We start from the raw sequence: 26,656 nt of genomic DNA, 5'->3' as shown, positions 1-26,656 counted from the left end.
GCGTGCTTGTCGGAGCAGTTGATTGGGTCGCTCGCCCTCAACCACTCACCGCCCAGCCACCGCACGCGCAACCGCCCCACCGCAGCCGCCACTCAACAACTGCGATTGCCGCAACCAGGCCCGGTCTGGGTAATAAACAAACACAAACGCACCGTCGCGCAAGGTGTCGATCAACTGTTTGGCCACGGCTGGCCGCACGGCTGGGCAGCCAAGGCTGCGGCCGAGCCGACCCTGGGTGCGGATAATGGCTTCGCTCACATAGGGGGCACCGTGGATAACGATGGCGCGGTCGCGCGCGTGGTCGTTGAAACCCGGCTCCAGGCCCTTGAGCCGCAACGAGTAGCCGTTCTGGCCGGTGTACGACTCCTGCGCGGTGAAGGCGCCCAGGCTGGACTGGAAGCTGCCATCGTTATTGGAGAACTTCGCCGCCAGGTTCTCCCCGGTATTACGTCCGTGCGCGACCCATTCCCGAAACAACAGACGCTGCTTGTCCAAGTCGAACACCCATAAGCGGCGCTCGGTCGAGGGGCGGCTGTAGTCGATGACGCTGAGCACGCGCTCGGCACCCACCTGCTGACGCTGCCGGGCGCATTGCAGCGCTTCGGTGGCCAGGGCCAACACCTGACGGTCCAGCGACGGCGCCTGACGCGCCAGTGCCTCGACCAGACCCACACGCGGCGTGCCCAATGGCGACACCGGAGACGCAGACAAGGTATCGGCCGCACTGGCCGCACCAGCCGCTGCCCACCCGCATAAAGCGGCGGCAACGGCAATCATTCGATAAGACATGCAACAACCCACAGCAGACGCGGCGCCACAGCGGGGCCGCACCCACCTAGAAATAACCCCATGCGGGCCACTTTCCAACCCCGAGTGCCTGAACGCGTTGGGTCAGGCCGCATCCGCAAGCAGGCGCTGGCGGAAGGCCGCGTAGTCTGGCGCCAGTGCTTCGGCATGCGCCGGACGCTGCAGCAGTTCCGCCAGCGCTGGCGGAACTTCCACCGCGCGGCCGATCAACGGTTCCACCACGCCCTCGAACTTGGCCGGATGCGCCGTGGCCGCCACCGCCCAATCGCCAGTGCCGCCCTCCGCGCCCTCGGCACGCAATTGTTCGAGTACATGCACCGCGGTGGCGGTGTGCGGGCAATGCACCTCGCCATAGCGCGCGAAGCGCTGCTGCACGGTGTGGCGAATCGCCGCATCGTCCACCGACAACACACGGAATTGCTCACGCAAGGCAGCATCGTCGCCGTTGTAAAGCCAGCGCAAGCGTTCGAAATTGCTTGGCGCGCCCACGTCCATCGCATTGGCCAGCGTCGCCACGCTGGGCTGCGGCGCGTACGCGTTGCCAGCAAAGTAATCCGGCAACACATGGTTGGCGTTGGACGCCAGCGCAATGCGGCCCAACGGCACCCCGAGCGCGCGCGCAATGATCGCTGCCAACCCGTTGCCCAGATTGCCGGTCGGCACCACCAGATTGAGCACGTCGGCCGACGCCGCACGGTGCTGCAGCGCGGCGTGCGCGTAGTAACTCATCTGCGGCAGCAGCCGGCCCAGGCTGATGCTATTGGCCGAACTGAGCGGAACCTGCGTTTGCAACGCGGCATCGTTCAAGGCCTGCTTGACCATCGCCTGGCAGTCGTCGAACGAGCCGGCCACACGTAAGGCCTGGATGTTGTCGCCGAAACACCCCAACTGATGCGCCTGCCGCGGAGAAACGCGGCCGTCCGGATACAGCACCACCACGCGCAAACCGGGCTGGCGATGGAACGCGGCGGCCACGGCGGCACCGGTGTCGCCGGAGGTTGCGACCAGGATGGTGAGCGGGCGGTCTTCGGCACGGCGCAAGCGGGTCAGGCAGGCCGCCAGAAAGCGCGCACCGAAATCCTTGAACGCGGCGGTGGGGCCATGAAACAGCTCCAGCGCGTAGTCGCCCGGCGTGCCCAACGCCACCAACGGCGCAGCAAAGTCGAAGGCTTCAGCGCAGATGGCTGGCAGCTCGGCCGCCAGCGCATCGCCTTCGAAAAACGGCTGCAGCAGCACGGTGGCGGTGTCGGCCAGGCTGGCGCCCGCAACCAGCGCACGCGCGGACGGGAGGGTCTGCGGCACGTAGAGGCCGCCATCGGGCGCCAGCCCGGCGGCAATGGCCTGGCTCAGGCTTGCGGCGGGCACACCGCCACGGGTGGAAATAAACATCAGCGTGACTCCAGATCAAGCGAAGGCTGGGCGTTGCCCGTAGAAAAGTGTGCGGCGCTTGGGGCGGCCGGGGCGCGCGGCGCAACGACATTCCGCCGAGTGGCAGCCCATGGTCGGCGGCGCGGGGCTATGCTGCGCGCACCTTTCCGTGGAGTCGGCAGATGATCAAAGTCAGCGTGATGTACCCCTACCGCGACAGCGCCCGCTTCGATCACACCTACTACCGCGACAAGCACATGCCGCTGGTGAGCGCGCGCATGGGCGCGGCCTGTTTGAAATACACCGTGGACAAGGGCATCAGCGGCGGCGAAGCCGGCAGCACCCCGGCCTTTATCGGCATGTGCCATATCTTTTGCGAGTCGGTGGAAACCTTCAACGCCAGCTTCGGCCCGCACGCGGCGGAGATCCTGGGCGACATCCCCAACTACACCGACCTGAGCCCGGTGATGCAGATCAGCGAAGTCGTCGTCGACTAAACAGCGTGTGGCGCGCTGCAGGCCATACATGCAGCGCGTTACCTGCGACGCATTGCCATTGCGTGCGTGCTGATTCATCCGAGCAACCGTGCCGCAGGACTTGCGATCGGCGACACCCACGCCTGGCTATCGAACCCTGCGGCAGTAAACCCGGCCTGCACTGCCGGTGCCGCGGCGTCTGCTGCGGCGCGCGATTCGAACCAGGCAAACACGCTGGGCCCTGCGCCGGAAATGCTGGCACCGAGTGCGTTGTGGTCCAGCGCTGCCTGCTTGGCATCGGCAAATCCGGCAATCAACGGGGCGCGGCGCGGTTCGATCAGCACATCGCGCAAGCCCGCACGCACCAGGTCTGCATCGCCTGCATGGCAACCGGCCAACACCAATGCCAGATTGGTGCTCTGCGCGACGAATTCGCGCAACTGATAATTGCCGGCCAACGCTTCGCGCGCGCGTCGCGTTTCCAGCACTGCATCCGGATGCACCAGCAGGCTATGCCACGCTGCGGGGACGCTGATCGGCACCAGACGCTCCAGCGTGCACAGCACCAGACCGCCTAAAAATAACGGCCCCAGGTTGTCGCCATGTCGGCTGCCGCTAGCCACCGCTTCGCCATCGAGCGCGTATTGGTAGAGCTGGTGGTGATCCAGCGGCGATGCCAGCAGCGCGTTCGCCGCGACCAAGGCCGCCACGCACGACGCAGCCGATCCCCCCATGCCCGAGCTCAGCGCAATGCCTTTGTCGATCTCGATTTCAAACCCGTAAGGCAGCTGCAAGGCGGCACGCAGCGACATCAACGCAGCGCCTGCAGTATTGCGTTCGGCATCCAGTGGCAGCGCCACGGTCGTGCCGCGAATCGCAGTAATGCGCACCACCGGCGTTTCGATACGACGCACGGTAACGGTGTCGCCGACGCCATCGATGGGGTAACCGAGTAGGTCGAATCCCACCGCCACATTCGCAATCGATGCCGGCGCGAAGGCGCGCGCTTCGTGCGGGCCGCGTTTGCCGAGAGAAGCACGATCGCTGTGGTGCACTTGTGTCGCGGATGCTTGACTCGAGCTGGCTTGGCTGGCGGCTGTTTGCGTCACAGCCGCGCACCCTCGCCCGCCGCCACGCGCAGCAGATCGGCGAACACGCCTGCTGCGGTCACTTCCGGCCCCGCACCCGGCCCCTGGACCACCAGCGGGTTCTCGCAGTAGCGCCGCGTGGTGAATTGCACAACGTTGTCAGTCAAACGCAAATTGGCGAATGCATGATCGCCCGGTAGCTCGACCAGGCCCACGCTGGGCGCGCGGTCCGGCGGCAACTGCGCGACATAGCGCAGCACGTTGCCACGCGCATGCGCTTCGGCAAGACGCTGCGCGAAAGCCGCATCCACTTCCGGCAGGCGCGCCATGAAATCGTCCACGCTGGCCTGACGCAATGCCTCCGGCACCAGGCTTTCCACCTGCACGTCTTCCAGGCTGATGGAACGCCCTGCTTCGCGCGCCAGGATCACCAGCTTGCGCGCCACATCCACGCCGGACAGATCGTCGCGCGGGTCTGGCTCCGTGTAGCCCATGCCGCGCGCCTGCGTCACCAGCTCGGCGAACGGCACGCTGCCGTCGTATTTGTTGAACAACCAGGCCAACGTGCCGGAGAAGATGCCTTCGATGGAGGTGACTGCATCGCCGGTATCGACCAGATCACGCAGCGTGGTGATCACCGGCAAACCAGCGCCCACGGTGGCTTCGTAACGGAAGCGCGCACCGCTAGCGTCGGCTGCTGCGCGGATTGCCTCATAACGCGCCAGCGGGCCGGAACCCGCCTGTTTGTTCGGCGTCACCACGTGGATCCCGGCAGCCAGCCAGCCTGCGTAACGGTCTGCTACTTCGGCGCTGCCGCTGCAATCGATGATCACCGTATGCGGCAGATGCGCAGACAGCAAATGTGTGGTGAAGCGTTCCAGATCGGTGGGCGTGGCGGCCGATGCAAAGGCATCGCGCCAGTTGCCGACCAGCCCGCGCTCGTCCAGCAGCATGCGACCGCGCGACACCACCGCACGCAGGCGCAGATCCAGATTGGCCTTGCCCAGCAACTGCGGTTGCGCGACGCGCAGTTGATCCAGCAACGCCGCGCCCACATTGCCCGGCCCGATCACGCCGACCGAGAAGGTCTGCGGCGACAACCAGAAACCGGCATGCGCCGCGCGTAAAGCCTTGGTGGCATGCGCTGCATCAATGGCCACCGAGATATTGCGCTCGGAGGAGCCCTGCGCAATCGCCAGGATATTGACCTGCGCACGTCCCAACGATTCGAACAAGCGCGCCGCCACACCCGGCTGGCCGGCCATGCCATCGCCCACCGCTGCCAGCACGCTGATGCCGGGGGTCAGCTGCACGCGTTGCACCTGGCCGACCGTAAGTTCATGCGCAAACGCCTGCAACAACGCATTGCGTGCACGCTCGGATTCGTGCTGTTTGACCACGCAGCAGATCGAATGCTCCGACGAACCCTGCGAGATCATCACCACCGACACCTGCGCCGTGCGCAGCGCAGCAAACACGCGCTCGGCGGTGCCAGGCACACCGATCAGGCCGGTGCCTTCCAGATTCAGTACCGCCAGATCCGGGCTCAGCGTCAGCCCCTTGATCGGCCCGCTCTCCGCGCTGCTGGCAGTGATGCGCGTGCCCGGATGTTCGGGCTGGAAGGTGTTGCGGATGATGATCGGCAGGCCGCGTTCGATTGCCGGCGACATCGTTTGCGGATGCACCACCTTCGCGCCGAAATACGCCAGCTCGCACGCCTCATCGTAGCTCAGCGTTTCCAGTTGCACCGCTTCGGGCACCACGCGCGGGTCGGCCGACAGCACGCCGTCCACATCGGTCCAGATATGCAGTTCGTCGGCATCAAACAATGCGGCAAAGATGGCCCCCGAATAATCGCTGCCGTTGCGGCCTAGCGTGGTGATGCGGTCGTCACGGTCGCGCGCCACGAATCCGGTGACTACCACGCGCGTTTGCGGATGCGCTTGTCGCCACGTTGCAAGCCGCTGCGCACTCACGTCCCAGTCCACATCCACACCCAACTCGCCGCGATTGACCACAAGCACGTCGCGCGCATCCAGCACCGCGCAGTCTTCGCCAATCGCGCGGAAATGATCTCCCAATAATTGCGCCGAATACACCTCGCCCAGTCCCTGCACGCGGTCAAGCACCTCGCGCGGCAATTCGCCGATGACCGCTAGCGCGCCAAGGATCTGCGACAGATGCTCGAAGCGCTCGTCCAGCCACTCCACCGTCGGCCCGGAATGCTCACCGAGCAGGGCCACGGCCGCACCGCGATGGCGCGCACGCGTTTCGTACCAGCGCTCGCGCCATTCGGGGCGATCCTTTGCCGCCAGTTCGGCCAGCTCGATCAAGGCATCGGTGACGCCCTTCATCGCCGAGACCACGGTGACTTGCACCGTCTCGTCGCGCGCAAGCAGCAGCTGCGCCACATGCCGATAACGCTCGGCATCGGCTACCGAGGTGCCGCCGAATTTGTGGACGACAGTGCGCGCACAGGACGCAACAACAGCGGCGGGTTCGAACAGAACAGCAGGCGATGACATCGACAGACCTCGTTGGGGAGGCCCCGTCCGCATCAGATGAGAGAGGGAAGCCCCCGCATCCTGATCCGGGTGCGGGGCCGTTGTTTTCGGAAGTTACGCGAAGACGACGGACCGCACCGGGCGAATGGTGGCGGTAGTAATAATGATGGTAATGCCGGCCACGCCCGCACCTGCTCGAAGCAGCGGCTGGCAGAGAAGCAAAGCGATGGCAGAGGCGTTACCCATGCATGCAAAAGACATCACCAGGCCGAGGCCTGTCAAGCATTGCGTGAATGGGCAACCGTGCGCGCTTGGCGCACGGAACAGAAAACCTTGCCGCTCAGGGATTTAAGCACTGTGCGCGCAAGCAATTGATTGCTATGGAAACTTTTGAAGCGGCGTTGCAGAGCCATGCTGCGCAGGTTTCTAACCTTAGCTTGGTGGAGCCATGCGCTCGGCTGACGCGATAGGCTGACTGGATCGCCAGCGCTCGATGCATCACATCGCTGCAGGCAGCATGTTGCTTCAAGCAACAGACAACTTCGCATCAAGCAACAGATCGTCGCTATCGCAACCCCGAATCGGTGCGAGCCAAGGTCAGCAGCGCAGATCAGCCAAGCACCTGAGGGTTGAGTTGCCAGACCGAAAAATTGAGCGCCGCCGCAAAGCTCACCCACGCCAGATACGGCACCAACAACCACACCGCCAGAGCTTGCCTCTTCGCAAACACACCGATGGTCGCCGCCAGCACCAGCCACAGCGCCACGATGTCCGCGAACGCCCACGCCCCCAGATGCCACGCAAAGAACAACCAGCTCCACAGCGCATTGAGTGCCAGCTGCACCAGGAAAAGTGTCAGCGCCACACGCGCGCCAGCCCATCCCCCACGGCGCCACACCAACCAGACCGACACCGCCATCATCCCGTACAACGCCGTCCACACCGGCCCGAACAACCACCCCGGCGGCGCCCATGCCGGCCGCTGCAGCTGCGCATAAAAGCTGGCCGCCTGGATCGACGCCATCGCGCCCAGCCCGGCGACGGCGTAGCACAGCACCAGCCAGCCGAGAAGGCCAAACCATTGTGGTTTTTTTGAACTTCGTTGGGTCATGCCTGTTGTGGTCTGTGATCCGCGGCCGTCAGCCTGGCAGAGCTTCTGTGCAAGCCGTGAATACGCAAATAGCGAGTCCGCACTCAGCTAACCCCGTACGGATTCGCGCCGTCATGTCCCAATCTCCTCGCGGTAGCCAATCGGACTACAAACTGATGTGCTACTCAAAATCGGGGGGACGTCGATAGCCGGCGTTGCCTTACGCAGAATTCAGACCTTGGCAGGCCACGCGGACTACGCGACAACAGACAAATACTACGCGCACCTGACACCAGAGGGGGATAGCGAAGCTGTGCGTAAGATTAAGCTTTGACTAGCGCTTTTTCGACGAAATCGAACCACCGCTGTGGATGCAAAAGTTTCATCTCGGTTACAAGCAACTTCATATCAGGCGCAAGACTGCGCAGTTCATTCAACGCTTCACGCGCGGACGCAAGGGTTCCAAGTTGCCCTCGGAGCAGACTATCCTGTAGCAGCTCGGGGACAGATTCAATTGGCCATTTCCACGGGGCGCTGATATACGCCAATTCTTCGCGAAGCAAATCAATCTGCTTGTCTGCATCAGGGTTTTGAACTGATCTGCACCAACTTTGAAATTTCTTGAGCCCTCTTGATCATTGCATCCACCTCTTCAACAACTGGTTTAACAAGCTGGCGGACCAAAGTCAGCAAAAGATATCTCAACGTCGGCTCCGCTGTAGCCATCACAGTATTTTGGCTAGACCCGAGAGCGCGTAGATTGCTCACTTATTTTCTGAAGCAACTCATAGAGCGTTTCCGCTCTGGGCACATCATTTATATATCCCGACTTAAGTTGTAGGTCTAAGAGGTTGCCGCCGACAATCTCGGCAATTTCCTTAATGCGAGCAAGGATGACCTCCGCCTGCACCAACGTCGCGTCTAACTGACGCTGCTTGGCTTCAATTCCAAGCCCCTTGATGCTCTCGAAACGCTCGATAGTGGACGCAAAAAGCAGTGCGATACCCGTGCCCAAAAGTGCCAAGGCAGCCGTAGTCTCAATTCTAATCGCGCTCAAAGTGCCCATAACGAGGCAAACGAAGCCAGCAAGCCCAAGCGCGGCATTCACTATCAAGTAGTAGCGAATGGACCCAACCCCGACGGCTTTGTGCTGCATGTTTGTACCTCTCGCCCAAGTGCAAGCCGCTTGCCCAGACCGTCTGAGCAATTCTCAAAGTGGACTGTGGCAGCTGTGGCAATGCCTTGTGGATATCCACTGCAATATGCAGAAACGGCTAATCCCGCAAGCACCTAAGCCATTGATTTTTGGTGACCCCGGCCCGATTCGAACGGGCGACCTTCCCCTTAGGAGGGGGACGCTCTATCCAGCTGAGCTACGGGGCCAAGGGCAGCATTGTCGCACGATCGTTGCGATTGCCAAGCCGGTAGCTGGACGGCGGAGCCTGCTAAAATCGGCGGCTATCCCCGTGTCGTGGCCGGCCTTGCCGCCGCGCGACCGCCACTGTTTCCAGGAGATCCCATGTCCGCTGACCTGCTCAAGGCGCTCGACCTCGCTGCGTCCAATTCCGGCACCTATCTTGGCGAGGCGACCTGGTCGCAGGCCACCGGCGCCGGGGTGCTGCAGCCGCTCAATCCAACCACCAATGCGGTGATCGCCGAGGTGCAAGCCACCACGCAAGAAGATTACGAGCTGATCCTCCAGCGCGCGCAGGCGGCTTTCAAGGTGTGGCGTACGACGCCGGCGCCACGTCGGGGCGAGGCGGTGCGTTTGTGTGGCGAGGCGCTGCGTGCGCACAAGGATGCGCTCGGTTCGCTGGTGGCGCTGGAAATGGGCAAGAGCAAGCCGGAAGGCGATGGCGAAGTGCAGGAGATGATCGACATTGCCGACTTCGCGCTCGGCCAGAGCCGCATGCTCTACGGCTACACCATGCATTCGGAGCGCCCCGGCCACCGCATGTATGAGCAGTATCAGCCGCTGGGCCTGGTAGGCATCATCAGCGCGTTCAACTTCCCGGTCGCAGTGTGGGCCTGGAATGCGTTTTTGGCGGCGATTTGCGGCGATATCTGCATCTGGAAGCCGTCCAACAAGACGCCGCTGACCGCAATCGCGACAATGAAGATCTGCAGCGCGGCATTGAAGGACGCGGGCTTCCCGGACATCTTCTTCCTGATCAACGATGCCGGTACGGCACTGTCGGAAAAGCTGGTCGAAGACAAGCGCGTGCCGCTGATCAGCTTCACCGGCTCGACCCAGGTCGGCCGCGTGGTCGCCGAAAAGGTCGCCCATCGCCTGGGCCGTTGCCTGCTGGAACTGGGCGGCAACAACGCCATCATCCTGGACGGAACCGCCGACCTGAAGCTGGCGATTCCCGGCATCGTGTTCGGCGCTGTCGGCACTGCCGGGCAGCGCTGCACCACCACCCGCCGCCTGATCGTGCACGAATCCATTTACGACAACGTGCTGGCGACCCTGGTCAAGGCGTACAAGCAGCTCGACAGCAAGATTGGCGACCCAACTGACCCCGCAAACCTGATGGGCCCGCTCAACAGCCAGGGCGCCGTCCAACAGTTCCTCGACTCGATCGCCAAGGCCAAGGCGGCCGGCGGCACGGTCGAAGTGGGCGGCACGGCGATCGATGGCCCGGGCAACTTCGTGTTGCCGGCGATTGTCACCGGGCTGCAGAACAGCGACGAAGTGGTGCAGCACGAGACCTTCGCGCCGATCCTGTACGTGATGAAGTACAGCACGCTGGATGAGGCAATCGAGCTGCAGAACGGCGTGCCGCAAGGCCTGTCGTCGTCGATCTTCACCCAGAACCTCAAAGCGGCCGAGAAGTTCCTGTCGGCGGCCGGCAGCGATTGCGGCATTGCCAACGTCAATATCGGCACCTCGGGTGCGGAGATCGGCGGCGCGTTCGGTGGCGAGAAGGAAACCGGCGGCGGTCGCGAGTCTGGCTCGGATGCGTGGAAGGTGTATATGCGTCGTCAGACCAACACCATCAACTACTCCGATTCGCTCCCGCTTGCCCAGGGCATCAAGTTCGATCTTTGATCGGAAGCGGCTAGAAGAGCACCGCGCCGCCGTCAGGCGGACGCGGTCGTTGCCGGGCAAGTCGCCTGCCATGCGGCCCATGGCTGAGCGCGCGGCTCACGCCCGCGATTCGCTGCGTTTCGCTGGCCACTCGAAGGCTTTAACGCGCGTCTGGCAGCTGCCGACACGCCTGTTCTGCCATGCGGCCGTGCTGCGGCAACATACGGATGCAGCAGGCTGAGAGGGACTGACTGCGTCTCCGGATGCAGGTCGACAGGAAACCGAGAGCCTCTCTCTGCACGATACGGTGCCCGGCCGCCACTCTCAGCTTGGATTGCAGCACCCAGCTGACCGACCTACAAATGACAGAGCCGAAAGCGCGAATCGCATGGCCTGACTCACCGGCCTAGCCAAGCCACCTCGCCCGTCAGCAGCAGCACCAAGACGGCCAGATCAGCCTGTTCAACCCGTCAAATTCGACTCATCACGCCCACCCGACTGCGTTTCGCCGCAAACGGCACGCCTTTTGCCCGGCGGCTCTGGGATAATCGTGCGACGCCAGCCCTCGGCTGCCCGCCCTTCAAGGAGTTCATGATGAACGTTGTCGTTCGACAGACCAGCGCCATGGCGATCGTCAGCCTGGTCGCAGGCATTCTCGGCTGGACGCTGATCCCGTTCCTGGGCAGCATCTGCGCCATTATCACCGGCCACCTGGCGCGCGCGGAAATCCGCCGCAATCCGCAGGGTCTGGACGGCGACGGCCTGGCCATCGGCGGCTTGATCATGGGCTGGCTGGCGGTGGCGCTGTGGGTGGTGGGAATCGCGTTTTTCCTGCTGTTCTTCGGCGGCATGGCCTGGCTCGCGGCTGCCAACAGTTGAGCATGGCCGCGCCCTCCTCCGCTCAGCGCTTTAACGACCGTGTGGCGGCCTACGTGCGCTACCGGCCGAGTTATCCGCCGCAGTTGCTGCGCTGGCTGCATGAAGAACTGGGCGTGACGCCAGCGACGAGGATCGCCGATATCGGCGCCGGCACCGGCATTTCCAGCCGCCTGTTTCTGGAAGCCGGGTATGCGGTCACCGCGGTAGAGCCCAACCCGGCCATGCGCGAAGCCGCGCTGCAGTGGCTGGCGGAATTCCCCAAGTTTCAGGCGATCGACGGCACCGCCGAAGCCACCGGGCTGGCCGATGCCAGCGTCGGCATGGTCTCTGCTGCGCAGGCCTTCCACTGGTTCGACATGCAAGCCGTGCGCGACGAATGGGCGCGCATCCTGCAACCCGGCGGGCTGGCGGTGGTGTACTGGAATTCGCGCGAACTGGACAGCACTGCCTTCCTGCGCGGCTACGAGCAACTGCTGCTGGATTACGGCACCGACTATTCTGCAGTAGCCGAGCGTTATCAGGACGACGCCACCATGCAGGCGTGGTTCGGCGAGGGTTTTCGCGCGACGGCACGCTTCCCGAATGTGCAGCGATTGGACTTCGATGGCTTGCGCGGCCGCCTGCTGTCGTCCTCGTACGCCCCGCTTGCGCACGACCCACGTCATGCCCCCATGCTCGCCGCGCTGCGCACGCTGTTCGATGCGTATGCACACGATGGGCTGATCGACTTCCAATACCAAACCCGCGTTTTCGCCGGGAGATTGAACTAACCCGCATGTATTCGCTTGCCCGCCCCTTGCTGTTTTCTCTCGATGCCGAGCGCGCCCACGCGCTGGCATTGCGCTCCATCGACACCGCGTATCGCACCGGCACCACGTCGCTGCTGGCCAAGCGCCCGGTGCCGCTGCCCACGCCGGCCTTCGGCTTGATGTTCCCCAACCCGGTTGGACTGGGTGCCGGGCTGGACAAAAACGGCGAGCATATCGATGCCTTGCTTGCGCTGGGTTTCGGCTTCGTCGAAATCGGCACGGTGACGCCGCGCGCGCAGGAGGGCAACCCCAAGCCGCGCATGTTCCGCTTGCCCGAGTACCAGGCGGTGATCAACCGCATGGGCTTCAACAATCTGGGCGTGGATGCGCTGGTGGCCAATGTGCAGCGCGCGCGCCGCCGTGGTGGCCTGCTTGGCATCAACATCGGCAAGAACAAGGACACGCCCAACGAAGAGGCCACCAGCGACTACCGCTATTGCATGGAACGCGTGTATCCGCTGGCCGACTACATCACGGTCAACATCTCCTCGCCCAATACCGCCGGATTGCGCGAGTTGCAGGAGGAACAATCGCTGCGTCGCCTGATTTCCGACTTGCGCGAAACCCAGGAAGCGCTGGGCGCGCAGCACGGCAAGCGCGTGCCGATGCTGGTGAAAGTCGCGCCGGACCTCAACGACCGTGACATCGATGCCGCCGCACGCGTGCTGGCCGACCTTGCTGTGGATGGCGTGATCGCCACCAACACCACGGTGACGCGCACCTTGATCGCCAATCACCCGTTGGCTGCGGAAGCCGGCGGCCTGTCTGGTGCGCCGCTGCTGGGGCAATCCACGCTGGTGCTGCGACGTTTGCGCGCGCGGCTGCCCGAATCGATTCCATTGATCGGCGTGGGTGGCATCAACTCCGGCGCGGATGCGGTGGCCAAGATGGCGGCCGGTGCGAGCCTGGTGCAGTGCTATAGCGGGTTGGTGTATCGCGGCCCGCAGCTCATCGGTGAATGCGTCAATGCCATCCGCCGCCGCCGCGAGGCACCCAGCGGCGGTGCGGTGTCGCCGTTATGAGCGACACAACGCAAGCCGGCTGGCAGCTGAGCGAGCATGCGCCGCTGCGCGCGCTCAATACCTTCCATGTCCAAGCCACCGCGCGCTGGCTGCTCAGCGTCCACGCGCCCGAGGCATTGCCGCAGGCACTGGCCGCACCCGAGATCGCCGATCAGCCGCTGCTGGCGCTGGGCAGCGGCAGCAATGTGTTGCTTGCTGGCGACCCGCCGGGCTGCGTGCTGTGTTTCGAAAACCGCGACATGGTCATCATCGCGCACCATGCCGACCACGCCATCGTGCGTGCCGGTGCCGGCGTGAATTGGCATGCGCTAGTGCTGTATTCGCTGCAGCAAGGCTTGTCGGGGCTGGAAAATCTGGCCTTGATTCCCGGCACTGTCGGTGCCTGCCCGATCCAGAACATCGGCGCGTACGGCGCGCAGGTAGGCGACTTCATCCATGTGGTGGAAGCCTTCGATCGGCACAGCCAGCAATTCGTGCGGCTGGATGCGGCCGACTGCGCGTTCGGTTATCGCGAAAGCGTGTTCAAGCAACAACCCGAGCGTTATCTGATCGTGGCGGTGGAATTCAATCTGCCGCTGCTGCACGAACTGCGGCTGGACTACGCCGGCATTCGCGAGGAACTGGCGAGCATGGGCGCCGAATTGGCGGGCGCCGCTGATGTGGCGCAAGCGGTCATCAATATCCGCCGGCGCAAGTTGCCGGACCCGGATGTGCTTGGCAATGCAGGTAGCTTCTTCAAGAACCCGCTGCTGCCAAGCGAGCAAATCGCCGCGTTGCAGGCCAGCTTTGCCGACATGCCGGTGTACCCAGGCGAGCATGCACGCCAGGGCAAATTGTCGGCAGCCTGGCTGATCGAGCAATGCGGCTGGAAAGGTAAGCGCGAAGGCGATGCCGGCGTGTCGCCTGAGCATGCGCTGGTGCTGGTCAATTACGGCACCGCCAGCGGCGCGCAGTTGCTGGAGTTTGCTCGGCGTATCGCCGAATCGGTGCGCGAGCGCTATTCGGTGATCCTGGAGCCGGAACCGCGCATCATCGGGGCGCATTGGTGACGGCAGCGCAGGTCTCGCGGCGTGCCGCGTTGTGGATGCTCACCAGTACCTTCGCCTTCGGTCTGATGGCGATCACGATTCGGCTTGCATCGAGCACGATCGCGACGACCGGGATCGCGTTTTTCCGCAATGCCTTCGGGCTGTTGGCATTACTGCCGTTGATCGTGCGGCCAGGTAAGCCGCTGCCGCGCACGCGGCAATTGCCGCACTATCTGGCACGCACGCTCATCGGCCTGGCCTCGATGCTGTGCGGGTTCTGGGCGATTGGCCATCTGCCGTTGTCGCAGGCCATCTCGCTGTCCTACGCCACCCCGTTGTTCGTCACCGTGCTGGCCGTCATCTGGCTGCATGAGCAGGTGCGGCTGCGGCGCTGGCTGGCGGTGGCGGCGGGCTTCATCGGCGTGTTGGTGATTTTGCGGCCGGGCTCGTCCACATTCACGCCCGGCCTATTGATTGCGCTGTTGGCTGCGGTGATCAGCGCCGTCGTCGCGATCCAGATCAAGCAGCTCTCGCGCAGAGACGACTCCGACGCGGTGGTGTTCTACACCTACGTGTTCTGGGTGCCGATGTCGCTGATTCCGGCGCTATTCCAATGGACCTGGCCGCAGGGCATCGATTGGCTGTGGTTGGTGGCCACCGGCATCTTCGGCACCGCCGGGCAGTTGTTCTGGACGCGCGCACTCAAGCTGGGCGAGGTCTCCGCATTGCAGCCGATCAGCTTCATGCAGCTGCCATTGGTGGCGCTGCTGGGCTGGTGGCTGTTCGGCGAGGCGATCGAGCGCCACACCGTGATCGGTGCAGCCATCATCATCGGTGCCAACGTCTACATCGCCCATCGCGAAACCGTGCTGGCGCGCCGCGCCGCCACGCATGCACCGGTAGAAGGCGCCAAGCCGGGCGAGTGAGCGAAGCTCGCTGAGCTGGCTGCGCCTGGTCGGGCATGCGTCTTGTCGGTACTGCCGACTTACACTTCAGTCCTCATGCGCAGCGCACGCGCTGCATTGCACGCTGCGCGATTCGTCATCCGCTGCACTGCCATGGAGTTCGCATGCCGGTTCCAAGCAAAACAATCGGTTTGATCGGTGGAATGAGCTGGGAGTCCACCCTGCCCTACTACCGCATCATCAACCAGCGCGTGCGCCATGCCTGCGGCGGCCTGCACTCTGCAAAGTTGCTGCTGTACAGCGTCAATTTCCATGCGATCGAGCGGCTGCAGCATGCCGGCGATTGGGAGGGTGCTGGTCAGGCGATGGCCGCAGCAGCACGTGCGCTGCAGGCAGGAGGCGCCGACTTTATCGTGCTGTGCACCAACACCATGCATTGCGTTGCCGACGCGATCACGTCTGCAACACCACTACCGTTGCTGCATATCGCCGATGCCACCGCCGATGCACTGGTCGCAGCGGGCATCAACCGGGTCGGATTACTCGGCACGCGCTTCACCATGGAGCAGCCGTTTTATCGCGCGCGCCTGCAAGCGCGCGGCCTGGACGTACTGGTACCGCCGGCCGATGCACGCGAAGAGTTGCATCGCGTGATCTACAACGAACTCTGCCAGGGTGTGATCAAGCCCGAATCACGCGCTTACGTCCGCCAGGTCATGGCCGACCTCGGCCAGCACGGTGCGCAAGCGATCATCCTGGGCTGCACCGAGATTTCGCTGCTGGTGGACAGCACCGATACGCAGCTGCCGTTGTTCGACACCACTGCACTGCACGCCGAAGCAGCGGCGTTGGCAAGCGTGTCGGACTGAGTCGCGACGAAAGCCCGGACAACGCGCGATGGCCGATGCACGCACGCGTTCGCGTGAGGTATTATGGGTCCTATCGGCACTCCCTCGCCGGAACGGCGTAGCGACGGCCCCGCATGGCGGCTAGCATTGGCTGCTCGGCGCGTTACCACGCTGCAACGGCGATGCGTTTCCACCCGCAACAGGATGCGACCGCATGACCACCGACGCCGCGCCAGCACAACTCACCCGCAACGACTACAAAACGCTGAGCTTGTCCGCGCTGGGCGGCGCGCTGGAGTTCTACGACTTCATCATCTTCATTTTCTTCGCGAAGGTACTGGGCGAGCTGTTCTTTCCGCCGGGCATCCCGGAGTGGACGCGCCAGCTGCAGACATTCGGCATCTTTGCGGCCGGCTACCTGATCCGCCCGTTGGGCGGCATCGTGATGGCGCACTTCGGCGACCTGCTTGGCCGCAAACGCATGTTCGCGCTGAGCATCGGATTGATGGCCTTGCCCACGCTCGCCATCGGCGTGCTGCCAACCTACGCGCAGATCGGCGTGGCCGCGCCGCTGCTGCTGTTGACGATGCGCCTGCTGCAGGGCGCGGCCATCGGTGGCGAAGTGCCCAGCGCGTGGGTGTTCGTGGCAGAGCACGTGCCGGCGCGACGCAGAGGGCTGGCCTGCGGCGCTTTGACCGCCGGTCTGGCTGCCGGCGTGTTGCTCGGTTCATTGTGCGCAGGCGCGCTCAACCACGCGTTCACGGCGTCAGAAATTATCGAATACGCGTGGCGCCTGCCGTTCCTGGCCGGCGGCATCTTCGGGCTACTGTCGGTGTATTTGCGGCGTTGGCTGCATGAAACGCCAGTGTTCGCCGAGCTGGTTGCCATGCGCGCACTGGCGCGCGAGACGCCACTGAAGGTGGTGCTGCGCGATCACCCGCGCAGTCTGGCGCTGTCATTGTGGCTGACCTGGGTGATCGCGGCGGCAGTGCTGGTGGTGTCGCTAATGACGCCCACGCTGCTGCAAAGCGCGTATGGCTATCCGTCGCCAGTCGCGTTGCAGGCCAATCTACTGGCAGTGCTGCTGCAGGCGATCGGCTCGGTGGTGGCCGGCGCGCTGTCCGACCGCTGGGGCAGCGGGCGTGTTCTGATGGCCGGTAGTGTGTTTTTGGGCATCAGCGCATGGCTGTTTTATCGCTTTGCGGGCGACCCAACATTGTTATTCCCGCTATATGCCCTGCTCGGCGCTGCGCTAGGCGTGCTGGGTGCGATTCCACGGGTGATGGTCGAGGCGTTCCCACCCGTCGTTCGTCTGTCTGGCGTGTCGTTCGCCTACAACCTGGGCTATGCCGTGTTCGGCGGCCTGACCCCGCTGCTGGTGGTGATGCTGCTCAAGCAGCACCCGATGGGGCCGGCGTATTACGTGATTTTGCTGGCGTGCATCGGCGCCATCGTTGGTGTCCGGCTATCGCAACGAGAGCGTGTCCCCCGCCCTTAGAGCGTCTAGCAGACGTAGCGAGCAGTCGTCAGCTGGGTGGACGGCGCGCAAGAACAGCAATGTACGAGCGGTACATGCCGATTCCGAGCATCTGCCCACACCCGCCTAGCGGCTGCACGGTTGTTTTATCAGCTGCTCTTAATCGGCGAACGGCGCGCGCCCGGTCTGCTTCACCACCACACCGCTCGGCGTGCGCCAATGCGGCCGTCGCGCGCCGCGGAACATCACCAGATATAGCCCGAACACCCACACCAGCGCCGCCGACCAGCCGCCCAGGATGTCGGAGGGGTAATGCACGCCCAGATAGATGCGCGAGGTGCCTACCAGCAGCGCAAACAGGCTGGCGGCGATCGTCACCGGCCAGCGCCAGCGTGTGTTCCAGGCCAATGCGATGATCACGGCCGCCAGCGTCATCGAGCCCATCGCGTGGCCGCTGGGAAAACTGAAAGACGTTTCCGGCGCGATCGACTCCCACAGACTGGGGCGGTCGCGCTGAAAAAATTGCTTGGCGCCCATGTTGAGCAATGCCGAGCCACCGAATCCCAGCGCCGCAAACGTGCCTTCACGCCAGCGCTGCAAGACCAACAACACCAGCACGATGGCGATATCGGCCGGAATCACGCCGTACTGGTAGCCCACTTTAGAGATCACGCCGAAAAACGCATCCAGCCCGGGCGTGGCGATGCTGCGCATGCTCCACAGCAGCGATTCGTCGAAGTAGATGTTTTCCAGTGCGTGGACTTCATCTGCCAGGTCCACGAATAGACCCAGCGGCAGCAGCACACCGGCAAACAGCAGCGCCATGCGCCACGCATTGCTACGCAACCACCCCTTGAACCCGGCCGGCGACTCAGCCGGCGCGGCGGGCATAGGTGCGTTCGACGTATTGATCGATCAGGCCAATGAATTCTTGAGCGATGTTTTCGCCGCGCAAGGTGACGCTTTTCTCGCCATCGATGAACACCGGCGCCGAAGGCGCCTCGCCGGTACCCGGCAGCGAAATACCGATGTTGGCGTGGCGCGATTCGCCAGGCCCATTGACCACGCAGCCCATCACCGCCAGGGTCATGTTCTCCGCGCCGGGATTGGTGATCTTCCACTCCGGCATCTTGGCGCGCACATGGTTCTGTACCACCCCCGCCAGCTCCTGGAAGAACTCTGAGGTGGTGCGGCCGCAGCCCGGGCAAGCGGTGACCATCGGCGTAAATGCACGCTGGCCGGTGGTCTGCAGCAGTTCCTGCGCGACGATCACTTCCTGTGTACGCGACTGCCCCGGCTCCGGGGTCAGCGAGATGCGGATGGTGTCGCCGATGCCTTCCTGCAGCAGCACGCTCAGCGCTGCCGCCGAGGCGACAATGCCTTTGCTACCGATACCGGCTTCGGTCAGGCCCAGATGCAGTGCGAAATCGCAGCGGCTGGCCATGTCGCGATACACCGCGATCAGCTCCTGCACGCCGGACACCTTGGCCGAGAGAATGATGCGCTCGCGCGGCAGGCCCAAGTCCACCGCGCGTTCGGCCGAATCCACCGCCGAGCGAATCAACGCCTCGCGCAGCACCCGGCCGGCGTCCCACGGCGTTTCGCGCTGCGAGTTTTCGTCCATCAGCTGCGCCGCCAGCGACTGGTCCAGCGAGCCCCAGTTGGCGCCGATGCGCACCGGCTTGCCGTACTTGATGGCGAACTCGATCAACTGACCGAACTGCAGATCCTTCTTCTTGCCGAAACCGACATTGCCCGGATTGATGCGGTACTTGGCCAGTGCCTCGGCGCAGGCCGGCTCTGCTGCGAGCAACTGGTGGCCGTTGTAATGAAAGTCGCCGATCAACGGTACTTCGATCCCCATCATGCGCAGCTTGTCGACAATGCGTGGGATGGCAGCAGCGGACTCGGCATTGTTGACGGTCAGGCGCACCATTTCCGAGCCGGCGCGCCACAGATCGGCCACCTGCTTGACGCTGCCGGCAATGTCAGCAGTGTCGGTGTTGGTCATCGACTGGACGACGACCGGATGGCCTCCGCCCACGGTTACGCTGCCGATCTTGACGGCCTGGGTGATGCGACGCGGCCAGGCGGTGGCGTCGGCGGGAGGGGTTGGGCGGGTCACGGCGTCATACATCGCGGTATTTTAGCCTGTCCGCCGTGCGCTCACAGCTGAAGCGCCGTGCGCGCCACCGTCCCGGCCGATGCGACGGTTTGTCGCAGGCCACCACCTCCCCGAGCGCATAGCATTGCCGTGATGAACACCTCCGACGCTTCCTTCCTGCGGACCCTGTGCAGCCTGCGCTGGCTGGCTACCGCCGGCCAGGCCGCCACCATCCTGGTCGCCACCTGGCTGATGGGCCTGAACCTGCCGCAGCAGCCGCTTTGGGCCGGCGTGGCGGCGCTGGCGGTGTTCAACCTGTATGCGCAACTGCGCGTGGCCCACCGCGGCGCGGTGAGGCCCGCGACCGAATTCGGCCACATCCTGGTGGACGTGACGGTGCTGACCTGGATGGTGGGCTGGAGCGGCGGTATCGCCAATCCGTTCGGTTCGTTGTTCCTGGTGTTGATCGCGCTGGCCGCGTTGGCACTGCCGTTGGGCTGGGCGATGGCGGTGGCGGCCTCGTGCGTGGCCGGCTACGTGATCAGCGCCGCGTTCGGGCTGCCATTGCCCTACGGCGGCTTCGACCCGCTCAGCCTGCACATGTGGGGCATGGCCGCCAACTTCCTGCTGTCCACGGTGGTGGTGCTGGCGTTCGCTACGCGGTTGGCTTTCTCGATGCGCGAGCGTGAGCGCGAGATTTCCACCTTGCGTGAGCGCTTTGCCCGCAACGAAGGCATCGTGGCGCTGGCCACGCATGCGGCGTCGGTCGCGCACGAATTGAACACGCCGCTGGCCACCATGACCCTGCTGGTGGACGACATCGCCGACCAGTGCGAGCAAGGCGAACTGCGCGAAGATCTGGATACCTTGCGCGAGTTGCTGGTGCAGTGCCACGAACGCGTCTTGGCACTGGCGGCGCCCGCCGACAACGGCCACCTCAGCCGCGAGGTGGCAGTGAAAGAAGTGCTGGAGCAATGGCGTCTGGTGCGCCCCACTATCGAACTGCGCCGCAACGAGGACGCACCGATGCGACTGATGCTGCAACCCGGCGTCAGTCATTTGTTGATGGTGCTGCTCAACAATGCCGCCGATGCCGGCGAACGCGCCGGGCGCCCGCAGATCGACCTGACCCTGCGGGTAGAACACGACCATCTCAGTGGCGAAGTGCGCGACTACGGCCCTGGCTTCGACACCGCGCAAGCGATGCTGCCGGGCACCTTGTTCAACAGCGGCAAGCACGACGGCATGGGCGTCGGGCTGGCGCTCTCGCATGCCACCGTCGAACGCCTGCAGGGCGAGTTGTGGATGCTGCCCGCCGAAGGCAGCGGCGCGCGCGTCGGTTTCCGTCTGCCGCTCTCCGAACACGAGGCACTCGCATGACAAGCCCCCCGATCCGTACCGGCCTATTGGTCGACGACGACACCTTGTACCTGCGCACGCTGCAACGCAGCCTCGCACGCCGCGGTGTGGAAACGCTCACCGCCACCGATGCGGCCAGTGCATTGTCTACTGCACGCAGCGCGTTGCCGGACTTTGCGCTGGTCGATCTCAAGCTCGGCCACGATTCTGGTTTGAGTCTGATCCAGCCGCTACGTGAGATCCGCGCCGACATGCGCATTCTGCTGGTCACCGGCTACGCGAGCATCGCCACGGCGGTGGAGGCGATCAAACTCGGTGCTGACGATTACCTGCCCAAGCCAGCGAATATCTCCACCATCATGCGCGCGCTCGGCGAAGAGGACGACGATCTGCCCGAGCCGGACGAAGAAGAAAGCGCGCAGGAAATGATGACCCCACTCAGTCGCCTGCAGTGGGAGCACATCCAGCAGGCGCTGCACGAAACCGGCGGCAATGTTTCAGCGGCGGCACGACTGCTCGGCATGCACCGCCGCTCGCTGCAACGCAAGCTGACGAAGCGGCCAAGCCCGGGGCCGTTGCGCTAGTACCGCCATCGAGACGTGTTTGCAGCGTACGCCGCGATGGCGGCCGACAAGGGCCACGCTGCAAAGTCGCAGATCGACACGCTTGCAGTGCCCCTATCTTCGTCTCCAGAGAAACATAGACGCTAACTTCAGGGCTTCAGTCTCAAAGCGGGCCGAACACGCTCGCCCTGCGCGAGGTTGCCGTGATGCCATCGGTGCCCAGTATCAAGCTGCGGCCCCAGGTGCTCAGTTTTGTGGCATTCCAGCCGATCGCGATGTCCAGCGATTGCGTGCCGCTATCATTGCCCGACCACGACCAGCCCATGTAGCCGACGCTGTATTCGCGTGCGCGGCGCATGATGGCCGCTTCGTCCACATGCACGCCGCGATGATCGCCGCCGAATTCGCCGATCACCAACGCCAGCTTTTTATCGCTGAAGGCGCGCAAATAATTATTGACCGTGGTGTCGCTACTGAACACCTCGTACATGTGCACGCTGAAAATGAGGTTGCGGCGGCTGTCGCGCGCGAGCAGGACGGCGGCGTTGTCGCGCATATAGAACTGCCAATCCTGGCCCCAGTTCGGGGCATCTACCATCAATGCATGAGTCAGTCCGTTCTTGCGCAAGGTCGCGATGGCGTTGGCATGGCTGTTGACCCATTCGCTGCCAGTGAGGCTGTTGCCGAACGGTTCGTTGGCGATATTGATGACCACATTGTCTTCATTGCCGACCAGTGACTTGCGTATGCTGACCCAGTAATTGGTCGCATTGAGCAGATTCGCAGCGGAGGTGTCTTCGCCATACCCAGTGGTGTCATGTACCTCCAGCACGGCGATCAAGCCCAGGCTTTTACAGCGCGCGATGATGCGTGCCACGTCTGCCTCGGGTGTCCGCGTCCAGCGGTAGCCAGAACTGAGCACGACTCGCACGCTGTTGGCGCCGGTGGCAGCAATGGCATCCAACGCAGCATCAGTGCGGCCCGGATACCAGGCATGCGGAAGATTGACGCCGCGCAGGACCAATACATTGCCGTTGGACTCGCGCAACTGCGTGCCGGAGACAGTGAGCCCGGCATGGGCGGCAGACGGTAGCGACAGACCGGCGATGACCAAGAGCATGCGTTGTGCAAAAGACAAAAGTGCGTTCACGATATTCCAGAGAGGAGCGACAAAACCGCGATGGCACATTCACAACGCGAGTGAAGAATGTGTCAATTTGCAACGCCCATTGTCGAATGCGCATCACATAAGCAAACACTGGCCAACAATCATTGGTCGCATGCGCGAAGCTAGATGGTTGCGTTTGTATGGGCACTGCTGCGGTTAAGACAGTTATCGGCAGCGCACGCACGATATTTAGGCGCGTCGACGAGACAAAGCACGCGCCATATGTTGGTGTGAGCACACATTCCCGCTCAGGCAGAGAGCGATTGGTCGCGGGAACAACGGCGCGCTGTTGCGACAACGTAGATCCGCAAATCGCGTGCGGCACGTTGATGACGCAACGGTTTCTATTCATGAAGACCGACGCGACCATGCCCAGCTCTGCCGCAACTGAACAGAGTCAATCACCAGCGATTCAAGGGATTGCGCTTCAGGCCGATACGATCACATGCCATCCTTGCCCGCCTCCGTCGACGCTCTTCTTCCGCGCACGCTTGATGAGTCCACCCGGCTCGCGGTGTTGCGCGGCCTGTGCCTGCTGGATTCGCTGCCAGACCCGGTGTTCGACACGGTTGCCGCCATGGCGGCGCGCAGCCTGGGCGCGGAAATTGCGCTGGTGTCGCTGGTGGACGAGCACCACCAGTGGTTCAAGGCACGCGTTGGCCTGGAAGCGCGCGAAACGCCACGCAGCCAGGCGTTCTGCGCACACGCGATCCGCTCGGACGAAGTGATGGTGGTACCCGATGCGCAGCTGGATCCGCGCTTCTGCGACAACCCGCTGGTGCTGGGCCCGCCGTACATTCGCTTCTACGCCGGCGCACCGCTCAAGCTACGTGACGGCCACACCATCGGCACACTGTGCGTGGTCGGCACCAGCCCGCGCGAGGGACTGGATGCAGCGGCGATCACTCAGCTGGAAGGTCTGCGCGACCTGGCCGTGCTGCGCGTGGAAAACCTGCGCAGCAACACCTACCGCGATGGTCCAACCGGGCTACCCAACCGCTCGCGTTTCAGCGAAGACATGGAAACCTGGCTATCGCAACGCGACACCGCACCGGCCACCACGGCGGTGGCCATCGACGTCTGCGGCAGCGACTATTTGCGAGAAATGGTCAAGGCGCTGGGCTGGGAATACGTAGATGGCTATATCACGTTGGCCCAGCGTCGCCTGGCCGCCTATCTGCCCGGCGGCACCCTGCTGTATCGGTTGGACCCCACGACCCTGGGCTTCCTGGCGCAGGCCGAAGGCCAACGTCTTGCAACCATTTGCACCAAGGTCTCTAAAGCATTCACCGAGCCGTTGGAACATCAAGGCATCCCGCATACCGCGGTGGCTTCGATTGGTGCGGTCGCGTTGCAGTCCACCTACGGCGCCGCCGATACCATCCGTTCGCTGACCACCGCGGTGGATGTCTCGCGCGATCGCTGCATGCCGTGGAGCATGTACGAGCGCAAGCACGATGTTGCCCAGCGCAGCACCTTTCGCCTGCTTGCCGCCCTGCCCGCTGCGCTAGACAGCGCCGGTCAGCTGCGCCTGCACTATCAACCGCGCGTGGATCTGCACGACCACCGCTGCGTAGGCGTGGAAGCATTGCTGCGCTGGCATCACCCAATGATTGGCCCGGTGATACCGTCGGACTTCATTCCGATGGCCGAGAAAACAGCGCTGATCAACCGCATTACCGCCTGGGTTATCGATAACGGCATCGCGCAGGCAGCGCGCTGGCAACAGCAAGGCCTGGACTTCAATCTGGCGTTGAACGTGTCGGCTGTCGATCTGGATCGCCCCGGTTTTGCCGGCCTGCTGCGGCGCGGCCTGGATCGCTACAAGCTGGACCCGCGCCGGCTGGAAATCGAATTCACCGAAAGCGCGATGATCCGCCACCCCGAGCATCTGGCCGAACAACTGGCGGCTATTGCAGCGTTGGGCGTGCATATCGCCATCGACGACTTCGGTACTGGCTACAGCAATTTCAGTTATCTCAAGCAGCTGCCTGCCAGCGCGCTGAAGGTCGACCAATCCTTCATCCGCTCGTTGCCGGACAGCCGCACCGACCGCACGCTGGTGCCGACGATGATCCAGCTCGGCCACAGTCTGGGCCAGCGCGTGGTCGCCGAAGGTATCGAATCGGCAGAGGCGTATGCGCAGTTACGCGCCTGGGGTTGCGACGAAGGCCAGGGCTACTGGATCGCCAAACCGATGCCGGCCGCCGCACTGGAAACCTGGCTGGAAACGCCGTGGCATGAGCCGTTCAACCTGCTCGCCGCCAGCCTGGCCGCGGCACGCGTCTAAGCGCAGCTAGCAAAACGACTGCACAGTCGCCAGGCGGGCGCGCCCAGTACCCGGAATCGGCACGTACCACGTGTGCACTCCGGTTCCTGCGCGCCTTTCGCACCCACCTGACGACTGCTCGCTGCGTCCTGGTAGCCGCTATAAGCGACACCAGAAACGCACGCTTCAAACGCAGCGCGGCGCGACACCGAAGTGCCGCGCCGCGCTGTGTTTAGGCATCAATCTGCCGGTGTAGCGCTCACCAGAACACCGTGTACAGCACGATCAGAATCGCGATCACGCCGGCTGCGCCGATCTTGAAGCCCAGCGTGGTGCCGTAGGCCACGTCGTTGGTGCGAATCAGATCGCGCGCCTGCGTGGCCGGCGTCAGCAGCGACACCACCACCGCCAGCAACAGCGCAGCGACGAACACCACGCCGATGCGGTCCATGAACGGCAGTTCCGGCCAGGCGAACTTGAGCGCGAACGACAGCACCACCGAGCCGATCGCTGCGGTCAGCGCGCCGGCTTCATTGGCACGCTTCCAGAACAGGCCCAGCATGAAGATCACCACCACGCCGGGGGTAAAGAAGCCGGTGAATTCCTGGATGAACTGGAAGCCCTGATCGAAGTTACCCAGCAGTGGCCGCGCGGTGAGGATGCCGATCAGCACCGAGACGGCGGCAACAATACGGCCCACGCGCACCAACTGTTTCTGTTCGGTCTGCGGGCGGAACTTGGCGTAGAAATCCAGGGTGAAGATGGTCGCCACCGAATTGATCTTCGAGGCCAGCGAGGCCACGATCGCCGCCACCAACGCGGCAAACACCAGGCCCAGGATGCCGGTCGGCAACAGCTGCATCATGGTCGGATAGGCTTGATCGGGCTTGGCCAGATCCGGCGCCAGCACCACTGCCGCGATACCCGGCACCACTATCACCAACGGCATCAGCAGCTTCAGGAACGCAGCAAACACCATGCCCTTCTGCGCCTCGCCGATGTTCTTGGCGGCCAGCGCGCGCTGGATGATGTACTGGTTGAAACCCCAGTAACTGATGTTCATCACCCACAGCCCGCCCAGCAGCACGCTCAGGCCCGGCAGGTCTTTGTAGAACGGGTTGTCCTTGGTCAGGATCATATGGAAGTGCTCGGGGTGCGCACTCCACAGGTGCTGGAAGCCGGCCAGCACGCCAGCCCCATCGCCGATACGCGCCAGGGTCAGCCCCGCCACCAGCAAGCCGCCCAGCACCAACAACGTGACCTGCACGATGTCGGTCAGCGCCACCGCCTTCAGCCCGCCGTACAGCTGGTAGACCAGCGCGAACACGCCGATCAATGCCAGCGCCAAGGTCTGGTCCATGCCGGTGACCTGGCTGACCGCGATCGACCCCAGCCACAGGATCGAGGTGAGGTTGACGAACACGTACAGCAGCAGCCAGAACACCGCCATCAGCGTGCGGATCCACTTGCCGTAACGCTCTTCCAGAAACTGCGGCATGGTGTAGATGCCGTTGCGCAGGAAGATCGGCAGGAAGAACTTGCCGACGATCAGCAGCGTCAGCGCCGCCATCCATTCGTAGGACGCGATCGCCAGGCCGATCGCATAACCCGAACCGGCCATGCCGATGATCTGTTCGGCGGAGATGTTCGCGGCAATCAGCGATGCGCCGATCGCCCACCACGGCAACGACTTGCTGGCCAGGAAGTAATCTTCGGCACTCTTGCTGTGGCCTGCCTTCTCGCGCGACACCCACTGCGCGAGTACGAAGATGCCGGTCAGATAGACCAGCACGATCACGATATCCAACGTCGCCAAACCCACTGCACTCTCCTGTCTGGCTCTGGGGTGTGCATCGAACGC

At 63.7% G+C, this 26,656-nt stretch carries 22 protein-coding genes, 1 tRNA gene and 2 other RNA genes; 13 read left to right on the top strand and 12 right to left on the bottom strand.

The annotated features are described in order from the left end of the window. Positions 1 to 45: 45 nt before the first annotated feature. Together NX05_RS19225 and thrC are read right to left on the bottom strand one after the other, a co-directional pair. A complete protein-coding gene (locus tag NX05_RS19225) occupies positions 46 to 789 on the bottom strand; it encodes a murein L,D-transpeptidase catalytic domain family protein (protein WP_039435247.1) in 744 nt (247 codons plus the stop codon). 102 nt (positions 790 to 891) lie between these two features. Continuing rightward, on the bottom strand, positions 892 to 2,196 hold the full coding sequence (thrC, locus tag NX05_RS19220; protein ID WP_039435250.1) for a threonine synthase: 1,305 nt from the start codon (positions 2,194 to 2,196) through the stop codon (positions 892 to 894). A gap of 161 nt (positions 2,197 to 2,357) precedes the next feature. On the opposite strand from thrC, the gene NX05_RS19215 reads away from it, so the two are divergent. Then, a complete protein-coding gene (locus NX05_RS19215) occupies positions 2,358 to 2,672 on the top strand; it encodes an EthD family reductase (RefSeq protein WP_039435252.1) in 315 nt (104 codons plus the stop codon). Positions 2,673 to 2,746: 74 nt separating this feature from the next. Here the strand turns inward: NX05_RS19215 and NX05_RS19210 are convergent, their stop codons facing one another. The 5 genes from NX05_RS19210 to NX05_RS19190 all read right to left on the bottom strand — a co-directional run bounded on the left by NX05_RS19210 (position 2,747) and on the right by NX05_RS19190 (position 8,716). Beyond that, positions 2,747 to 3,706 (bottom strand): homoserine kinase, encoded by a 960-nt coding sequence (locus tag NX05_RS19210; protein ID WP_010378548.1) that lies wholly within the window; start codon positions 3,704 to 3,706, stop codon positions 2,747 to 2,749. Between the two features lie 50 nt (positions 3,707 to 3,756). Then, positions 3,757 to 6,264, bottom strand: coding sequence for a bifunctional aspartate kinase/homoserine dehydrogenase I (thrA, locus tag NX05_RS19205; RefSeq protein WP_039435255.1), 2,508 nt, complete (start codon positions 6,262 to 6,264; stop codon positions 3,757 to 3,759). Between the two features lie 589 nt (positions 6,265 to 6,853). Then, positions 6,854 to 7,354, bottom strand: a complete 501-nt coding sequence (locus tag NX05_RS19200; RefSeq protein ID WP_010367192.1) for a TspO/MBR family protein — start codon at positions 7,352 to 7,354, stop codon at positions 6,854 to 6,856. Between the two features lie 718 nt (positions 7,355 to 8,072). Next, the gene (locus NX05_RS19195) at positions 8,073 to 8,489 is read right to left on the bottom strand and encodes a hypothetical protein (protein WP_039435258.1); all 417 of its coding nucleotides are present in this window, start codon (positions 8,487 to 8,489) and stop codon (positions 8,073 to 8,075) included. A 150-nt stretch (positions 8,490 to 8,639) separates the two neighbouring features. After that, positions 8,640 to 8,716 (bottom strand) — tRNA-Arg (locus NX05_RS19190). Positions 8,717 to 8,852: 136 nt separating this feature from the next. On the opposite strand from NX05_RS19190, the gene amaB reads away from it, so the two are divergent. The 8 genes from amaB (at position 8,853) to NX05_RS19150 (ending at position 17,353) form a co-directional block, all read left to right on the top strand. Next, positions 8,853 to 10,385 carry an L-piperidine-6-carboxylate dehydrogenase gene (gene amaB, locus NX05_RS19185; RefSeq protein WP_039435262.1) on the top strand — a complete coding sequence of 511 codons (1,533 nt, stop codon included), beginning with the start codon at positions 8,853 to 8,855 and terminating at the stop codon, positions 10,383 to 10,385. 573 nt (positions 10,386 to 10,958) lie between these two features. Continuing rightward, a complete protein-coding gene (locus tag NX05_RS19180) occupies positions 10,959 to 11,243 on the top strand; it encodes a DUF4190 domain-containing protein (protein WP_011347158.1) in 285 nt (94 codons plus the stop codon). A 2-nt stretch (positions 11,244 to 11,245) separates the two neighbouring features. Further along, entirely contained in the window at positions 11,246 to 12,013 is a 768-nt protein-coding gene (locus NX05_RS19175) for a class I SAM-dependent methyltransferase (protein WP_017116101.1), read from the top strand. Between the two features lie 5 nt (positions 12,014 to 12,018). Continuing rightward, positions 12,019 to 13,074 (top strand): quinone-dependent dihydroorotate dehydrogenase, encoded by a 1,056-nt coding sequence (locus NX05_RS19170; RefSeq protein WP_010378559.1) that lies wholly within the window; start codon positions 12,019 to 12,021, stop codon positions 13,072 to 13,074. Then, positions 13,071 to 14,123, top strand: a complete 1,053-nt coding sequence (gene murB, locus NX05_RS19165) for a UDP-N-acetylmuramate dehydrogenase (protein ID WP_039435269.1) — start codon at positions 13,071 to 13,073, stop codon at positions 14,121 to 14,123. Before NX05_RS19170 ends, murB begins: the two co-directional genes overlap by 4 nt. Beyond that, positions 14,117 to 15,028 (top strand): DMT family transporter, encoded by a 912-nt coding sequence (locus NX05_RS19160; RefSeq protein WP_039435271.1) that lies wholly within the window; start codon positions 14,117 to 14,119, stop codon positions 15,026 to 15,028. Before murB ends, NX05_RS19160 begins: the two co-directional genes overlap by 7 nt. Positions 15,029 to 15,171: 143 nt before the next feature. Continuing rightward, positions 15,172 to 15,876, top strand: a complete 705-nt coding sequence (locus NX05_RS19155; RefSeq protein ID WP_039435273.1) for an aspartate/glutamate racemase family protein — start codon at positions 15,172 to 15,174, stop codon at positions 15,874 to 15,876. A gap of 193 nt (positions 15,877 to 16,069) precedes the next feature. Continuing rightward, positions 16,070 to 17,353 (top strand): MFS transporter, encoded by a 1,284-nt coding sequence (locus NX05_RS19150; RefSeq protein WP_010378561.1) that lies wholly within the window; start codon positions 16,070 to 16,072, stop codon positions 17,351 to 17,353. 3 nt (positions 17,354 to 17,356) lie between these two features. Here the strand turns inward: NX05_RS19150 and NX05_RS23225 are convergent. The 3 genes from NX05_RS23225 to ispG all read right to left on the bottom strand — a co-directional run bounded on the left by NX05_RS23225 (position 17,357) and on the right by ispG (position 19,469). Beyond that, positions 17,357 to 17,429, bottom strand: a non-coding RNA gene (locus tag NX05_RS23225) — sX9 sRNA. A gap of 62 nt (positions 17,430 to 17,491) precedes the next feature. Continuing rightward, on the bottom strand, positions 17,492 to 18,223 hold the full coding sequence (locus NX05_RS19145; protein WP_010371422.1) for a phosphatase PAP2 family protein: 732 nt from the start codon (positions 18,221 to 18,223) through the stop codon (positions 17,492 to 17,494). Next, entirely contained in the window at positions 18,204 to 19,469 is a 1,266-nt protein-coding gene (ispG, locus tag NX05_RS19140) for a flavodoxin-dependent (E)-4-hydroxy-3-methylbut-2-enyl-diphosphate synthase (RefSeq protein ID WP_039435275.1), read from the bottom strand. Before ispG ends, NX05_RS19145 begins: the two co-directional genes overlap by 20 nt. Before the next feature lie 120 nt (positions 19,470 to 19,589). On the opposite strand from ispG, the gene NX05_RS19135 reads away from it, so the two are divergent. Together NX05_RS19135 and NX05_RS19130 are read left to right on the top strand one after the other, a co-directional pair. Next, a complete protein-coding gene (locus NX05_RS19135; RefSeq protein WP_017113108.1) occupies positions 19,590 to 20,816 on the top strand; it encodes an ATP-binding protein in 1,227 nt (408 codons plus the stop codon). Beyond that, positions 20,813 to 21,379, top strand: coding sequence for a response regulator transcription factor (locus tag NX05_RS19130; protein ID WP_010371417.1), 567 nt, complete (start codon positions 20,813 to 20,815; stop codon positions 21,377 to 21,379). Before NX05_RS19135 ends, NX05_RS19130 begins: the two co-directional genes overlap by 4 nt. 142 nt (positions 21,380 to 21,521) lie before the next feature. On the opposite strand, the gene NX05_RS19125 is transcribed toward NX05_RS19130, so the two are convergent. Continuing rightward, positions 21,522 to 22,508, bottom strand: coding sequence for a glycoside hydrolase family 5 protein (locus NX05_RS19125; RefSeq protein WP_039435278.1), 987 nt, complete (start codon positions 22,506 to 22,508; stop codon positions 21,522 to 21,524). Between the two features lie 463 nt (positions 22,509 to 22,971). On the opposite strand from NX05_RS19125, the gene NX05_RS19120 reads away from it, so the two are divergent. Beyond that, positions 22,972 to 24,816 carry a putative bifunctional diguanylate cyclase/phosphodiesterase gene (locus NX05_RS19120; protein WP_039435280.1) on the top strand — a complete coding sequence of 615 codons (1,845 nt, stop codon included), beginning with the start codon at positions 22,972 to 22,974 and terminating at the stop codon, positions 24,814 to 24,816. Between the two features lie 61 nt (positions 24,817 to 24,877). Further along, positions 24,878 to 24,953: non-coding RNA, sX9 sRNA (locus tag NX05_RS23220), on the top strand. A 101-nt stretch (positions 24,954 to 25,054) separates the two neighbouring features. Here NX05_RS23220 and NX05_RS19115 read toward each other — a convergent pair. Next, positions 25,055 to 26,617: a sodium/sugar symporter gene (locus NX05_RS19115; RefSeq protein WP_017117651.1), complete on the bottom strand. Its 1,563-nt coding sequence runs from the start codon at positions 26,615 to 26,617 to the stop codon at positions 25,055 to 25,057. Positions 26,618 to 26,656 lie beyond the last annotated feature (39 nt).

Source organism: Xanthomonas vasicola (assembly GCF_000772705.2).
Classification (GTDB): Bacteria; Pseudomonadota; Gammaproteobacteria; order Xanthomonadales; family Xanthomonadaceae; genus Xanthomonas; species Xanthomonas vasicola.
The sequence above is the reverse complement of the archived record's forward strand: the minus strand, read 5'-3'. Positions and strand labels throughout refer to the sequence as shown.